Source organism: Streptomyces alfalfae (assembly GCF_004127445.1).
GTDB classification, from domain to species: Bacteria; Actinomycetota; Actinomycetes; order Streptomycetales; family Streptomycetaceae; genus Streptomyces; species Streptomyces alfalfae.
The window spans coordinates 62,003-76,017 of the sequence record NZ_QEXM01000042.1 but is presented as its reverse complement, the minus strand read 5'-3'; the positions used below and the strand labels follow the sequence as shown (position 1 = coordinate 76,017).

The following is a 14,015-nucleotide window of genomic DNA, read 5'->3' as shown; positions in this document are numbered from 1 at the left end:
TCATGACCACGGAAGACGACAACGGCGCCGAGACGGGCACGGGCGCCGGCACCCTCGCCTCCCCCTCCCCCGGCCTGCCCGGCCTGCGGGAACGCAAGAAGGCCCAGCGCTACCAGGCGATCTCCGAGGCGGCGATCGCCCTCTTCCTGGAGAAGGGCTACGACAAGGTGTCCGTGGCGGAGGTGGCAGCGGCGGCCGAGATCTCGAAGCCGACCCTGTTCCGCTACTTCGCGTCCAAGGAGGACCTGGTCCTCCACCGCTTCGCCGACCACGAGGACGAGGCCGCCCGCGTGGTCGCCGACCGCCCCGCCAAGCGGCCCGCGCTCGACGCGCTGCAACGCCACTTCCTGGACGGCCTGGAACGCCACGACCCGGTGACCGGCCTCAACGACGCCCCCGGAGTCCTCGCCTACCTGCGGCTCCTCTACGGCACCCCGGCCCTGGTGGCCCGCCTGTACGCCTACCAGGACCGCTCCGAGCGCGCCCTGGCCGAGGCACTGCTCACCGCACACGGCGGCAACACCCTCGAAGCCCGCCTCGCCGCCGGCCAGATCGTGACCGTGCGGCGCGTCCTCGCGGAGGAGAACATGCGCAGGATCAAGGCGGGCGAGAGCGCGGCGGCGGTTTGGCCGGACGCGGTGACCTCAGCGAACAGGGCGTTCACCCAACTCAGGTCGGGCCTGGCGCGCTACGCGTGACGCCACCCTGAACCTGCCGCCCCGCCCGCGTCGCGTCGCGTCGGCGTGGGCCTGCTCTCATCGGCGTGCGCCCACTTCCTCAGCGCCTCCACGATGCGGGCCCGGGCGGGCACACTCGTCATGCCGAGCGCGGGCCCGGCGGCGACCAGGACGGTACGGATCTTCTCGGCGGCCCTGAAGAGCGAACGGTCGGCGAAGCCCTGGCGTAGATCCAGGGTGAGTGAGGCGCGGATGGCGTCCGTGAAAACAGACTGCGCTCTTTTGTAGTCGAGGAGGCGAGGCAGATCGTCCCGCCAGTTGTCGGAGCTCCCCGGCCTCGCGTCGTCGACGGCATGGCGCCAGGAACGGATGACATCGGCTTCCTGGTCCGGCCGGTACCGCATGAGATACAGGTGGGTGGCCAGGTCGTACAGAGGGTCGCCGATCATTGCCAGCTCCCAGTCGATGGTCCAGAGCCGGCCCTCGGGGTCGACGATGAAGTTCTCTCGGTGCAGATCTCCGTGGAGCAGTGAGAAGGGGCGGCTGCTCATGCCCGCGACGCGTTCTCGCAGCTTCCCGAAACAGTCGGGCCTGATGCCGAGCGAGTGGAACAGTCCGCCGAATCTCCGCGCGTTGCCGAGGTAGACCCTTTCCTCTGTGAAGCAGATCAGCCGCTCCAGGAACCCGGCTGTGTCCCCGTCGGCCGGCCGGTCCTCCGCGGCGCAGTCGCGTTCGGCTTTCAGCTCTTGGTGGTCGACCCGGCCCAGTTCGCCGAAGAGTTCCGCGATCTGGGCGAGCAGGTGCCGCGGGATGACGTCGTCGAACGTGTGGCGTGAACCGAGCGTGCCGCCCTCGATGAACCGCTGAAGGCCGCACTCACCGACATCGATGACCTCGGGAATCCTGCTGATGCGGCCGTCAAGCGCCCGCAGCAGTTCCTCCTCCGACCTGAAGCAGCGCCGGTCGAAGTAGAGCAGGTCCTTGCGGGGCTCACGGCACTTCCAGCGGCCGCTTCCGACCGTCCCGGGCTCATGCGGCAGCGGGAACACGTAGGTCTCGTGGTGGTAGCCCTTCAGGGGCCCGATGAGGAACTTCTCGTCGCCACTGACCCGAGCGGCGAGTTCGCGGGCCGCGGTAGGCGCTGCGGATGGTGGCATGACGTGCTCTCAGCCAGGACTGACCCGAGGGTGCGGAAGGGGAGCAGGTTACTACTGTGATCCACAGTTCAACTGCCGTTGCCCCCAACTGTCCGGCCACACAACCCCCAGAGGTGACCAATGCGTTCACACGTCCGGACGCATGCCCGTCGACGAACGCACGAGGGATCCGTTGGCCCGGCGATCCGACGTGGTCCACACTGACGGGGATGACTCTCCAGCCGACAGTGGGACGGCCACTGTTCGGCCAGAGAGGAGTGACCGACTACGGCCTCATCCCGCCCGGGGCTCGGCGTACGGTGGCTGCCTGGAGGGGTGTTGTAGTGGCTGCCTGTCTCTCGTCACCGATGACCGGTGTGCGCGACAGCGCCGCGAACCCGTGGGCCGAACGGGACCGCCTTCGCGCCATACACCCGGAGCTGGCCGACGCGCTGGACGCCGTGATGTTTGGGCGCCCTTATCGAGACCGTCGACGTGACGCAAGAGCCCGGCCTGTCCGACCCAGGGATGTATCTGAGGACGGCGCCGGAGCCGACGGGGCAAGTGAATCTTGAATGCAGCCCCGCATCCACCCGTGTCCGACGAGAATGTGGATACGCGAACACAAAGGGAGTGATCATGTCGAACGGCATCTCCGTCAGCGACCAGTTGGGCCCGTACGAGTGGTCCAATGAGGAAACGGCAGCGTATGAGGCGGCGATCGAGGCGATCAACAGGGTGGTGGGCGCCTACAGCGCGGTCATCTCTGCCGAAGAGACCAAGGACGCTCCAGAGCAGGACGTCATCGACAACGCCCGCGCCGCCCAATCCCGGCTGGCCCGCGCACGCGAAAGCCTGCGCTCGTCTGATCACGAACAGATCGCAGCAGCCCGCGCTCACTACGCGCAGCTCGCCCGTGACGTCGTGGCAGGCATCGCGTGACAGACCCGAGTGAAGCCGAGCGGTACCAGCTGTCCTCGGCAGAGAATGAGCGCATCTTCCGTGAGCGCATCGTGCCGGACTTGCTCCAGGGACGGACGCCACACGAAACGCCGACGATCGTCTTCCTCATCGGCCAACCCGGCGCCGGTAAGAGCCGGGTCACCGAAATGATGGCCGCGCAACTCAACCGGCACGGCGGATTCGTGGATGTCGATAGCGACCTCTACAAGCCGTACCATCCGGCGTATGCGGAGCTGATGGCTCAGGACGACACTCTCATGGCCGCTTACACGCGCGCCGACGGGCGGGCATGGATGGCGCAAGCCGAGCAGTACGTCCGCGACCACGGCCTGCACGCGATCATTCAAGAGACCTCCCAGAACGCTGAGGCCGTCGAGCACAAGATGCGGTCCTACCGGGAATCCGGTGCACGCATCGAGGCTCTATTCATGGGGGTACCGCGGGCGATGAGCAACCAAGGGATTATTGCGCGGTACTTCGAGCAACTAGCCGACCAGGGCCAGGGACGGCTCACTGTGCAGGCCAACGCAGACGAGTCCTACCGTGGCATCCTGGACCTGGCCGATCGTGTCGACGCCGGCAAGCTGGTCGACCTGGCCAGCGTCTACCGACGCGGCGAGACCAAACCTCGCTACAGCAACGCTCTGGACAGCTCAGGGACATGGGCCAACCCTACGAGCCTGCGGCAGAGCCTGGACAGCGAACGCACCCGATCCTGGACAGAGGCCGAGAGCAGCGGATTCGTCACCACACAGTTGCGGCTGCGGGAAGCCAGCCGCAGCCTCGGTGGTGACTGGCCGGCCCGCCTCGCAGCAATCGAAACGCAGGCATTGCCGCTATTGCCCCCCGCAGCCCGCGCAGGTCTGGGACCAGCCCGGCCTTCCTCGGCGGCTGCACGCGCCCGCAGTACCACTACGGGCGGGCGGCCCTCCGCTTCCGGAGCAAAGCCAGCGAACCAGTCCCGCCCGGAGGCATATCAGTCCGGGCCCGAGCAGCGCCGAGGGCCACGGAAATAGGCGATCTCGCCTCGGACCGCTGCCATACGTGCACCGTCATCAAATGCTCCACAGCAGCGGGGTCGCATGACCGCGCGGGCCCTGACTGCCCGTCTGCGAGGGGTGGTCGGGGCCGGCCCATGTGACCAGATCGAGCACATCCCAGGCGGTCTCCTCCGTTGGTGTTGCTGCGGAGACCCTCGCCGTCCGCGTGTTGCTCCCTCCCATCCAGGAGTGCCGCCGTCCAGACGGCCCACATGCGCGTTTGCTGCTGTACACGCTGTTCCGCAGGCGATGAGCCCGGGTGCTCGGCGGGCGCGGGGCATCCGTCAGGCTGGCGAGGCGCTGACTCGCCCACTGCTTCCGATGCCGACCCGCAGCGCTCGGCCCCTGCCCCGCTCTGTCTGGTCGAGGAGTTCGAGGCAGACGCCAAAACCGATGGAGGCGGCAGCTGAAGGCATCAATGCGACTGCTCCACTCACCCCGGCTCGTGGTTCCAGGCGCTCGGCACGCGGCCCGGGAGACGGTGGTTGACCTGGTGTTCGCCCTTGGTGCAGCCCTGGAAGGGGCCGTTGGGGGCGCGCAGCTCGGTCATGGTCGGCCGGTAGTGGTCGCGGTGCCAGACGCTGGGACCGGTGTAGCCGCATACGGCGGGGTCGGTGAGTTCCTGCCATGCCAGCCACAGGGCGTGCAGGTGCGGGATGACGCCGGTGTCGTGGTCCATCCACTGCGGGCACCAGCGGGCGTCCGCGGACGCCTCACCGAGGTAGCCGGGGACGAGGACGCCCTCGACCCACTCGATCAGGGCGCGCAGCTCCTCGTCGTAGACGGGCGAGTCGAGCAGCAGGATGAACGGCGGGTACTGCGGCTCCTCCTCTTCCTCCTCGGCAGGCTCCGCCTCGGGCTCGCTGGTCCCGGGGGACACGTCGTTGGCTTCGTGGCCTACCGGATAGGGGTCGAGCGGGTCGCCAGTGCCGCCTGCCAGGCGTTGTATCTGCGCCTCCAGGCGGCGCACTGTCGCCTTGAGGTCCTCGATCTCCTCATACATCAGGCGCTCGACGGGCAGGTCGTCCCCGCTGTCCTCGCCGAAGGGGCGGCTATCGGACATCGCGGGCCTTCTTGCGCAGCTCGTAGGCGCCGACCGCTCGCTTGGTGATGGCGGCCTCCTCTGCGGCCATCTGCGGGCCCAGGTGCGCCATGGCCTTCTCCTCGTACCAGGGGCGCAAGGAGATCTGTGCCACCGGGGCGCCGGTGGCCAGCAGCAGTGCGGTGCCCTTGCGCATGGCGCGGATGTCGGCGACCTCCATGATCTGCTCGCGCTGTTCGCTGACGGAGTGGGAGCCCCCGTCCTTGGACTTGGAGTGCGAGCCGCGCAGCACGGTGTGCGGGCCGACCATGCTGGCGACGTCCTGGGCGAACTTGGCGTCGTCCACGCCCACGCCGATCAGCTTCTTCGTGGCGGCCGACCACAGGGCGTCCATGCCCACCTCGCCCCAGGCTTTTACGCCCTGGCGGTAGGACTGAAGGATCGTGTAGGGGGTGATGCCGCGCGAGCCGAGGTGGGAGTACAGGTCCGGCAGGTCGGCGATCTTGCAGATGTTGGCGGCCTCGTCCAGGACGGCGCGCATCGGGTCGGGCAGGCGCCCGCCGTGCCGCTCGCCGGCCTCGGATGCTGCGGTGAACACCGAGTCGGCGAGCGCGGCGACGACCGCGGAGGCGGGCCCGCCTTTCTTGCTGAGCAGATAGAGCGTGTCGTGGGAGAGCGCGAACGCCTCCGGGTCGAACTTGGGGCGGTGCGGATCGGGCGTCACCCAGGCCAACACCCGTTCGTCGCGCAGCGCCGAGACCGCCGAGCGGGCGTTCTGGAAGATCCCCGACTGGGTCTCCTCGGCGATGTTGATGGAGGAGTCGACCTGTTCGGCGAGCACCGCTTCGTGCTGGTAGAGGATGGACAGCGGCGCTTTCTCGTTGGGGTCGGCGAGCCAGCGCAGCACATCGCGCACGGTGCCGCCGTCGTGCCAGGCGGCGCGGAAGTAGCCCACCAGGACGTCGGCGGCGGACTGCGACCAGAAGGGGTCGGCCGACTCGCTGCTGATCTGGCCGACGAAGTGGGAGGCGAGGCGTTCGGCGCCGTCGATGGTCTCGGCCTGGGCGATCATGTCCCACCACATGGCGCGCTCGGTCTGCGCCACTCCCTGGGTGTCCAGCACCCAGCAGGTGCCCGCGCGGCCGCGCGAGGCGTAGGTGGCGGCGTATACGTCGGCCTTGTTGGAGGTCATCAGCAGCGCGGCGGGAGCCTCCTCGGCGACGGGGATGGCCAGCGCGGTGGACTTGCCCGCGCGCGGAGCCATGATCGCGACGTAGGTGTCCTCGTCGCTGCCGCGCAGCTCCACACCGCTGGGCATGTGGTCGCCGAGCAGGACGCCCCTGTCGGCGGCCTTGAGGTCGGTGGGCTTGGTGCCCTTCAGGGCGGGCCGCAGCCGGACCGCGGTGCGCGCGGCCGCCTTGGGCGTCATCTCCCGCACATCGGCGAGCGTGGCCAGGTGGGAGGGGTTGCGGAACCATTTCAGCGCCCACCGCACGCCCCACACCACGAAGACCAGCAGCGCAAGGTCGCCGACGGTGGCGCCGATCGCGGAGGCGGTCTGCGAGGCGGGCCAGACGCTCGACCAGTCCCGGGCCATGTCGAACACGGTCAGCGGTGAGAGCGGGGCGACCGGGTCGCCGGTCAGTGCCGCGCCGGCGGCCGCGCCGCCCCACGCCCCGGCGGCCAGCAGCGCTCCCGCCCCGGCGGCGGTGCCGCCCGCGATCCACAGCTTGTCGCTCTCGGTCAGCATCGGTGCTGCTCCTCCCCCGGCATGCCCCGCGCCCTACGCGGCGGGGGTGTTGGCGTCCGTCTGGTACAGCCGCTTCTCGGCGGCGGTGAGTTCGGTGGCCGCGGCGATGCCCGGCCTGGTCCCGATCTTGATGAGGTATTTGCCGCGGCCCGGGTGGATTTGGTCGGTGCCGTCCAGGCCGGTGGAGGTGGCGCTCGCCCACGACTGGATGATCAGGCGTTCCTGTTCGGTCAGCGCCCGCTTGCCGGTCACCCGCTGAAGTTCCTCGCCGGTGGAGGCGCCGATCACCCAGGTGTCGCAGCGGTCCATCAGGCCGCGCGCCTTGACCCGGTCCTCCTCGGTCGGCAAGCTCTCGGCGTCCAGCAGTGAGTGCGTCACGAAGATCGTCACGTCGTCGTAGAGGCGGTTGAGGCGGCTGATGCTGTCCATGGCGTCCACCAGGCCCGGCCCCGAGCGCAGGGCCCGCCACATCTCGTCCATCGGCAGGACCAGGCGGCGGTTCATCACGCCGATGGTGCGGGCGGTGTCCACCGCGGCGTACGTGTACGCCCAGGTGGCGATCATCCCTGCGGAGATGACGTCGTTGCCGCGGCTGCGCAGCGCGGAGATGTCCACGCTCACCGCCGGTGCGTTCAGGTCGATGGCGGCCGTGGTGGGCCCGTCGAACAGGCCCTTCAGCGGGCCGTCGCAGAGGTTCTCCAGGCCCGCGATCAGGCTGCGGGTTAGGTCGGTGTAGCGCTCCTCGTGGGAGGCGGCGAGCTTGTCGCGCAGGTGCTGCGGGCCCTGGCGCAGCACGTTGATGACATCGCGGATGACCGGATCGTCCGCGGTCGCGCCGTCAGCCAGGGACACCGCCGTGTTCAGCGCCGACCAGTCGACCTCCGAGGGCTGTCGGCCCAGCCCGGCCCGGGTGGCCAGCAGTGCCCCCAGCGCGTCCAGGCGGCGGCCCTGCACCGCCTCTTCCAGCACGACCCGCTCCTTGGCGGGCAGGCTGGCGATATGGGTCTTGAGCGGGCCGGAGTCCAGCGGATTCAGGCGCTGCCCGGCGGCGCCGATCCGCACCACGCTGCCGCCCAGGGCCTCGACGAGCGGGGTGTACTCGCCCTTGACGTCGCCGGGCACCACGACCATGTGCCCGTAGGCGGAATAGACCAGACAGATCCGCTTGACCAACGCGGACTTGCCCGCGCCCGGCTGGCTCATGACCCATACGCCCGGGTTGGTGGTCAGCCTGCCGGTCCAGCCGCTGGGGTCCACACAGACGAGTTCGCCGGTGAGCACGTCGCGGCCCACCGGCACACCGCGCGGCGGCAGTCCGGCCCCGAGCAGGAAGGGGTACACGGCACCGACCTGGGTGGACGGCCCGGTGTAAACGGTGCCGGTGTCCTCCACCGCGGCGCGGCCGCCGAACTCCCCGCCCCACCCCAGCCGTCCCGCGATCAGACGGCGGCGCTGCTTCTTCGCCTGCCGCTCGGCCTTGCGCTCGGCGGCCGTGGTGCGGGCCCTGGTCGGCTCCAGCAGCCGCTGCGGGGTGTGGATCTGCTTCTTCTTGCCCATGATCAGCTCACCAGCGGGTTGTAGCCGACAGGGAGCCCGGTGGCGAAGGCAGGGCCCTGCGCGCCGTAGGCGGGCCGCAGCCGGATGCCCCGGGTCGCCTTGACCGCGCGCTCCAGGTCCTGGCGGGCCGCGTCCAAATCCTCGGGGCGGGTGGCGGTCGCGGTCGCGGTGAGCGTCCAGTCCACCACCTGCGCCCCCTGGGCGGCGGCCGCCGCCGCCTTGTTCGCCCGCTCGAAGTCGGCCTTCTGGCTGTACTTGGCCCGTCCCTTGACCTGCGCGGTCGCATCCGCCCGGTTCTCGGCGTTGGAGATCTCGCGTTCCAGGACGGCCTCACCCTGCTCGGGGTCCAGCACCTTGTAGGACAGGGTGATGCGGCGCTGGAAGCGGCCCGGGGACAGCAGCGGCAGCAGCACCGAGTACGGGATCACCCGGCGCGGCATCTCCTGCAGCACGTAGCTCACGCTGACCGCCCCGTCGTGGGCGAACGCCGTCCAGCCGTCGTCGGCGGCCACCGGCCCGCATTCCCCCCAGGACAGGTCGACGAACCGGTCGGGGTGCTCATGGAACACAGACGGGTCGTAGGCGGAGCGCACCAGGCGCCGCACGTCCACGTCCGTGCACCGGCGGTGCACATCCGTTCCGGTGCCCGAGAGGTCCAGGCTGTCGACCACCCGCAGCGCCTCGCCGACCTTGTCCGCCAGATCGGTGGGGGGATTCACGGTGGCGTTGGGGTCCACGGTGACCGTCATCCACGCTGCGACACTGGCCGTGGCGCGCGGCGTGGTGCCCACCAGCTCCGTGATCGTCGACTTCGCGAGCTGGGGCGCCGAGGGGTCGACGCGCTTCTTCACGTCATCGGCCAGGGCCTCCCCCGCACCCGGCGTGATCTGCACCGTCACGCTGGCACCCTTGATCTGCTCGTCGGTCGACATGCCGGCCAGCACGTCGCCCCAGGTGCGCACCGCTCCGCGCACCGTGCTGGTGGGTGCCATCAGGGAGCCGCCGGGCGCGAGCAGGGTGGTGACCGACATCAGGTCGGTGTCCCGGCCGTGCACCACGCCGACCGCGGTGCCGCTGGTCGGGTCCGCCACCTTGATCAGAGTGGAGGCGGCGCCGACCCCGGGCAGATCCAGCGCGTAGGGCTGGGGCAGCAGCAGCCGCCGATAGGTGGTCACCCCGTGCCGGCGGGCACGCCGCCAGGAGATCAGCGCCACGTAGTAGGACAGCGCGGACATGCCGTGGCGGCGGGAGGCCGCCAGTACGCCGAAGGCCAGCGTCAGCGGCACCGTCACCAGCAGGGACAGCGGCATCCGGACGCCGATGATGCCCTCGGCGGCCAGCATCGCCACGATGATGATCGTCGCGGATTTGGAGAGATTGCCGAACCCGAAGGACCTGCGGGTGCGGAAACCGTCCACGGTCAGGGCCTGCGGCACCTCATGTGCGGTCGTGCTCACGTGCTGCTGCCCCCGTCTCCGATCGTGGTGGATGCCTGCTGCGTGGTCTGGTGGACGCCGTCAAGGACTTCGAGTTGCAATCCCGCTCCGGCGCCCGCCGCAGCGCGGCCGCCGCCGCGTGCCGCGGCACCCCCGCCGGCGCCGCCCGGCCCTCCGGGAGCGTCCAGACCACCCGAGGCACCTGGGGTGCCTGATGCGCCCTGGCCGCCCTCGGCCCCGGACGTGCCGGGCTGCTTGCGGGCGTTGCGGGCGGCCTGGGCGACCGCGTCCGAGGACTGGCCGTTCTCGCCGCTGTCGCCGTCCGCGCCGCTGGTGCCGCGATAGGTCTTCGGCATGCTCTGCTCCACGTACTTCTGCTGCTCGACCGCCGAGTGCAGCGCCGGGGCCGCTGCGTCGCCGCCGGACTTGTCCCGGCCGCGGAACCGGTCGGCGACGGCTCCGGCGGCCGCGACCGCGCCCCCGGCGCCCATCGCCCCGCCGACGCGGGCCCCCACCGGTTCGAAGATCTTCGTCAGCGGTCCGGGTGCCAGGATTGCGAGCACCAGCGTGGCCAGCCCGCGCAGGAACTCCACCAGGCTGCTGGACTTCTCCACCTCGGCGAAGCCGACGCACATGATGATGGCCAGGATCGGCTTGTAGGCGATGACCACCAAGATGGAGGTGATCAGCTTCGGCGCCCACTGCCGGGTGGCCTCCCCGCCCATCCGTCCGGCCCCGGCGATCGGCAGCAGCAGGGCCTGGATGGGGATGGCGGACTGCCGAAGGAAGATCAGCACCATCTGGATGAGGCCGACCGCCAGCATCACGAACAGGATGCCTGCCATCGTCATGGGGTTGCCGATGGCAGGCAGCATGACCGTGACGATCCGGTCGAGTGCCACGCCGTCGTCGCCGAACGTCATGTTGATCACGCCCGTGGTCATGGCGTCGCCCGCCTCAAGCAGCGTGCCGATGACACTCACACCGATACCGGTGATGAAGGCGTTCTCGGCGAATCCGGCTACCGCCCGGCCCAGATGCTTGCCCTGACCGGTCACGGCCATTTTCCCGAGCTGCCACATGAGCGCGAAGGCGGCGATCACCCAGCCGAGCCAGATCATCATCCCTTGCATGTCGGCACCCTCGCCGAACAGCCCGGTCTTCTTCAGATCCACCGAAGGTCCTGCCAGACCGAAGGTGATGGTCGCCTTCAGGACCGTCTTGGCCGTGTCCCGCGCCGAACGCAGCACATCACCGATGACGGAGTCCCAGACCGCGTCCCAGGCCTTCTTGACCTTCTCCTTCACCTTCTTCTCGACCTTGTCGCCGACGGCGTTGCAGAGATCCTTCTGCACCTTGGAGTCCGGGACCTTCTTGCCCATGGAGCGCATAACAGGGCCCGCCAGGCCGAAACTCATATTGCACGAGGCCCGCCCGTACGCGTTGAGCCCGTCACCGATGGTGTCGCCGATGGGGTTGGCGGCCGCGGGCGGCGCGGTCAGCAGTCCGGCCGCCGCAACAAGGGCAATCAGCAGGGCTATTACCCGCCTCATTACGAGGCCTCTCGGATCGCGGTCCACCCGGCCTCTTCGAACTTCGCGTCCCCGGGAGCCGCGATCTCCGGGCCCTCGTTGCCCTCTTCGGCTTCCAGCGCCTGCGAGATCGCCTCGCCCGACAGCTTCCAGTCGCCGTTCTCCCAGCGGGCCGCCGTCACGATGCGGGTATAGGAGCCCTTCTCCTTCGCGGTTTCCGAGGCCTTGCTCGTGACGCGTGACAGGGCGTAAATGCTGACCTCGTTCTTGGACTGCTGGATGATCTTGAAGCCGATGGGGCGGCTGCGCATATAGCCGCCCGCCGGAATGTCTCCGCTGGTCGGCATGCCGAAGTCCCGGCGGACGGAAACGTCGGCCTTCTTCGCGTCCTTCTCGACCTGGCGGCGCGTAGACGGGGTCTGGTCCGCCTCGGACATGTACGACTCGTACGCGCCTACCTGCTCCTCGTACAGGGACCGCTCGCTGTTGACCTCGGTGAAATGGGCCGCGAACATCTGCGCGACCGCACCCTGCGGGGTGTGGGGGAAGCCCACCGGGTTGCCCTGATCGTCCGTGCGTTTGCCGCGCGGCAGGCTCGCCCACTTGCCCGGCTCGGTCCACTCATCCGGCGGCGCATAGGTCTTTACCGGCTCGCTGGCGCTCGTCCCCGGCTTGCCGGAGCCGCCGGTGTTGCGGGTGTCGTCATCGTCTCCGGTGAGAACGGCATAACCGGTGAGCGCGAGCACCGCGGCGCCTGCCACGGCAGCGCCCCAGACCATGGCCTTCCCACCGCGGCGGTTGCGGGCGGCGGGGCTCATGCGATGCCGTTCAGGATGGTGATCAGCGAGCCGGACAGCATCACGGCCGCCACCCCGCCTGCCATCCACTTGAAGGGCTCACTGCCGCCACCCCGATTCTTGTCGGACAGGGCCAGCTTGGCCACGCCGATGGCGGCACCGACCACTCCGGAGAGCAGCACGATCCACAGGCCCCAGCCGAGCATGTCACCGACGATGCCGCCCATGCCCGGGATCTGAACCGGCTTGGCGTCGGGGATGATGCCAGCGATTTCCACGATCATTCATCCTTTTCGTTCGAGAGAGGCGCGGAGCTTGGCCGCGGCGGCCTGCACCGAGCGGTGCTCCAGAGCTTGGTCGGGCCGTTCCACGGTCCGCAGCACGGGCAGGTAGGGCACCGGGCTCACGCCGGCCAGCCGTCCTTGCAGGGCGCGGATGCGCAGTCGGGCGTCAGGAGCCGGGCGCATCGGGGCATCGGCCGTCCACACCAGCCACGGTTTCGGCAGCCGGGCATCCCAGGCCTGGAGCATCTGCTCGACGCGCAGCGTGCCGTACACCGTGGTGTCCGCCACCAGCACCGGCAGCGCCCCGAGCGGAATCGCCTCACCGGGCCGGAGCGAGCGGGCCACCTGGCCCCACTGCTCGTCCGCGTCCAGCATCGCGGCGATGGTCGACGGCACGAGACCGTCACCCTGAACGGGCACAATGGCGTATTTCAGGACTGATACATACACGGTCATGGTCGAACTCCCCCCGGCCACCCCGTCGTTCACGTCATTACTTCTTGGCCGACTACGATCACAGACCGTAGCATCTGCTGAGCCGCACGTGTCAGCGGTATATCCGGGGGGTTAGAGGTGTCGATGAGGCAGGCGCGGCCACTGCGGCTGCAATTGCGGCGAGCCTGTGGATTTCACCGCACGAAATGGAACGTTCAACCGCCAACGGCCCTTTCCTCGCCCTTCCGGGCAGCCCGCACAACCGGGCCCAGCAATCGGGGAGTTGACGCGTGCGGAAACTCCTGATCGGCACCATATCCACCGTCGTCGGATTGATCTCCTTTCTCGTGCTCGGCCTCGTGCTGGTGATCGCCACAGAGATCGATGCAGACCTCCCCGACGACAGCGGGGACGGCCTCGCCGGCGGCATGACCGCCAAGGTCCCCAAGGAGTTCCGGCACTGGCTCCGGCGCGCCGACCGCGAGTGCAAGCACCGCGAGGTAACGGCGGGCCTGCTCGCTGCCCAGCTCCATCAGGAGAGCGGCTTCAACACCTCGCGCAAGCTGAAAAGCAAGGCGTTCGCCAAGGGCCCGGCACAATTCGTCGACGGCACCTGGGCGACCTGGGGCCGCGACATCGACGGCAAGAACGGCGCGGACCCCTACGACGTGCCCGACGCCGTCATCGCCCAGGGCCGCCTGATGTGCTCCCTGTTGGGCCAGGCCAAGAAGTCCGGCATCAAGGGCGACCCGCGTGCCCTCGCCCTCGCCGGATACAACGCGGGCTGGGGCGCCGTGCAGAAGTACAAGGGCATTCCCCCCTACCCGGAAACCCAGCACTACGTCAGCATCATCCTGCGCACCGTGAAGGACTTCTCCGCACCCGACGGGGGCGGCGACCTGAAGGTCGCCGGGCACTCCACCGCCGCCAAAGCACTGCGCAAGGCCGCCCGCAAGATCGGCACGCCCTACGCCTACGGCGGCGGCACCCCCAACGGCCCCGAGCGCGGCTTCTGCGACGGCAACAACGGATACGCCAACGGCGTCTGCGCCGCCTCACGCACCAAGGGCTTCGACTGCTCCAGCCTCATGCAGTACGCCTACTGGCCCAAGATCAAACTCCCGCGCACCGCACACGCACAGTACGACGCCACCTCCGACCACCCCGTGGCCCGCGACAACCTGCGCCAGGGCGACCTGCTGTTCTGGAGCCACGGCACCGGATTCATCTACCACGTGGCCATGTACGCGGGCGACGGCAAGGTCCTGCACGCCCCCCGCACCGGCAAGTCCGTGGAGCTGGTCCCGCTGAAGACTGCCATGCCCGCCCGCGACTACCGCGGCGCCACCCGCCCCTGAAGCGACGA

Annotated in this window: 13 protein-coding genes; 4 read left to right on the top strand and 9 right to left on the bottom strand. The window is 69.4% G+C overall.

The features are described 5' to 3' along the window. Positions 1-2 precede the first annotated feature (2 nt). Positions 3-698, top strand: coding sequence for a TetR/AcrR family transcriptional regulator (locus DCW30_RS22045; RefSeq protein WP_079250069.1), 696 nt, complete (start codon positions 3-5; stop codon positions 696-698). Here DCW30_RS22045 and DCW30_RS22040 read toward each other — a convergent pair. Next, on the bottom strand, positions 689-1,834 hold the full coding sequence (locus DCW30_RS22040) for a phosphotransferase (RefSeq protein WP_076685500.1): 1,146 nt from the start codon (positions 1,832-1,834) through the stop codon (positions 689-691). The genes DCW30_RS22045 and DCW30_RS22040 overlap by 10 nt on opposite strands. Positions 1,835-2,452: 618 nt before the next feature. On the opposite strand from DCW30_RS22040, the gene DCW30_RS22035 reads away from it, so the two are divergent. Both DCW30_RS22035 and DCW30_RS22030 read left to right on the top strand, forming a co-directional pair. Continuing rightward, positions 2,453-2,755, top strand: coding sequence for a hypothetical protein (locus tag DCW30_RS22035; protein WP_076685499.1), 303 nt, complete (start codon positions 2,453-2,455; stop codon positions 2,753-2,755). After that, complete coding sequence (locus DCW30_RS22030) at positions 2,752-3,792, top strand: zeta toxin family protein (RefSeq protein ID WP_076685498.1); 1,041 nt, start codon at positions 2,752-2,754, stop codon at positions 3,790-3,792. Before DCW30_RS22035 ends, DCW30_RS22030 begins: the two co-directional genes overlap by 4 nt. A gap of 457 nt (positions 3,793-4,249) precedes the next feature. On the opposite strand, the gene DCW30_RS22025 is transcribed toward DCW30_RS22030, so the two are convergent. The 8 genes from DCW30_RS22025 to DCW30_RS21990 are packed head-to-tail and all read right to left on the bottom strand — an operon-like array spanning position 4,250 to position 12,610. Beyond that, the gene (locus DCW30_RS22025) at positions 4,250-4,879 is read right to left on the bottom strand and encodes a DUF4913 domain-containing protein (protein WP_076685497.1); all 630 of its coding nucleotides are present in this window, start codon (positions 4,877-4,879) and stop codon (positions 4,250-4,252) included. Further along, on the bottom strand, positions 4,869-6,608 hold the full coding sequence (locus tag DCW30_RS22020; protein ID WP_076685496.1) for a type IV secretory system conjugative DNA transfer family protein: 1,740 nt from the start codon (positions 6,606-6,608) through the stop codon (positions 4,869-4,871). Before DCW30_RS22020 ends, DCW30_RS22025 begins: the two co-directional genes overlap by 11 nt. A 33-nt stretch (positions 6,609-6,641) precedes the next feature. Next, positions 6,642-8,165 carry an ATP-binding protein gene (locus tag DCW30_RS22015; protein WP_076685495.1) on the bottom strand — a complete coding sequence of 508 codons (1,524 nt, stop codon included), beginning with the start codon at positions 8,163-8,165 and terminating at the stop codon, positions 6,642-6,644. Between the two features lie 2 nt (positions 8,166-8,167). After that, the gene (locus DCW30_RS22010; protein ID WP_237283414.1) at positions 8,168-9,622 is read right to left on the bottom strand and encodes an SCO6880 family protein; all 1,455 of its coding nucleotides are present in this window, start codon (positions 9,620-9,622) and stop codon (positions 8,168-8,170) included. Further along, positions 9,619-11,181: a hypothetical protein gene (locus tag DCW30_RS22005; protein ID WP_123985615.1), complete on the bottom strand. Its 1,563-nt coding sequence runs from the start codon at positions 11,179-11,181 to the stop codon at positions 9,619-9,621. The genes DCW30_RS22010 and DCW30_RS22005 overlap by 4 nt, the downstream gene beginning before the upstream one ends. Further along, the gene (locus tag DCW30_RS22000; RefSeq protein WP_237283413.1) at positions 11,154-11,951 is read right to left on the bottom strand and encodes a DUF8175 domain-containg protein; all 798 of its coding nucleotides are present in this window, start codon (positions 11,949-11,951) and stop codon (positions 11,154-11,156) included. Before DCW30_RS22000 ends, DCW30_RS22005 begins: the two co-directional genes overlap by 28 nt. Further along, positions 11,948-12,214, bottom strand: coding sequence for a hypothetical protein (locus tag DCW30_RS21995; RefSeq protein WP_076685493.1), 267 nt, complete (start codon positions 12,212-12,214; stop codon positions 11,948-11,950). Before DCW30_RS21995 ends, DCW30_RS22000 begins: the two co-directional genes overlap by 4 nt. After that, a complete protein-coding gene (locus DCW30_RS21990; RefSeq protein ID WP_076685492.1) occupies positions 12,215-12,610 on the bottom strand; it encodes a hypothetical protein in 396 nt (131 codons plus the stop codon). 329 nt (positions 12,611-12,939) lie between these two features. On the opposite strand from DCW30_RS21990, the gene DCW30_RS37945 reads away from it, so the two are divergent. Next, positions 12,940-14,007 (top strand): C40 family peptidase, encoded by a 1,068-nt coding sequence (locus DCW30_RS37945; protein WP_269466691.1) that lies wholly within the window; start codon positions 12,940-12,942, stop codon positions 14,005-14,007. The last annotated feature ends 8 nt before the right edge of the window (positions 14,008-14,015 follow it).

What these genes read in the sequence shown, in the direction of transcription:
- DCW30_RS22045 (WP_079250069.1), top strand. Translation starts at nt 3, where the DNA reads ATGACCACGGAAGACGACAACGGCGCCGAGACGGGCACGGGCGCCGGC.
- DCW30_RS22040 (WP_076685500.1), bottom strand. Translation starts at nt 1,834, where the DNA reads ATGCCACCATCCGCAGCGCCTACCGCGGCCCGCGAACTCGCCGCTCGG.
- DCW30_RS22035 (WP_076685499.1), top strand. Translation starts at nt 2,453, where the DNA reads ATGTCGAACGGCATCTCCGTCAGCGACCAGTTGGGCCCGTACGAGTGG.
- DCW30_RS22025 (WP_076685497.1), bottom strand. Translation starts at nt 4,879, where the DNA reads ATGTCCGATAGCCGCCCCTTCGGCGAGGACAGCGGGGACGACCTGCCC.
- DCW30_RS22020 (WP_076685496.1), bottom strand. Translation starts at nt 6,608, where the DNA reads ATGCTGACCGAGAGCGACAAGCTGTGGATCGCGGGCGGCACCGCCGCC.
- DCW30_RS22015 (WP_076685495.1), bottom strand. Translation starts at nt 8,165, where the DNA reads ATGGGCAAGAAGAAGCAGATCCACACCCCGCAGCGGCTGCTGGAGCCG.
- DCW30_RS22000 (WP_237283413.1), bottom strand. Translation starts at nt 11,951, where the DNA reads ATGAGCCCCGCCGCCCGCAACCGCCGCGGTGGGAAGGCCATGGTCTGG.
- DCW30_RS21995 (WP_076685493.1), bottom strand. Translation starts at nt 12,214, where the DNA reads ATGATCGTGGAAATCGCTGGCATCATCCCCGACGCCAAGCCGGTTCAG.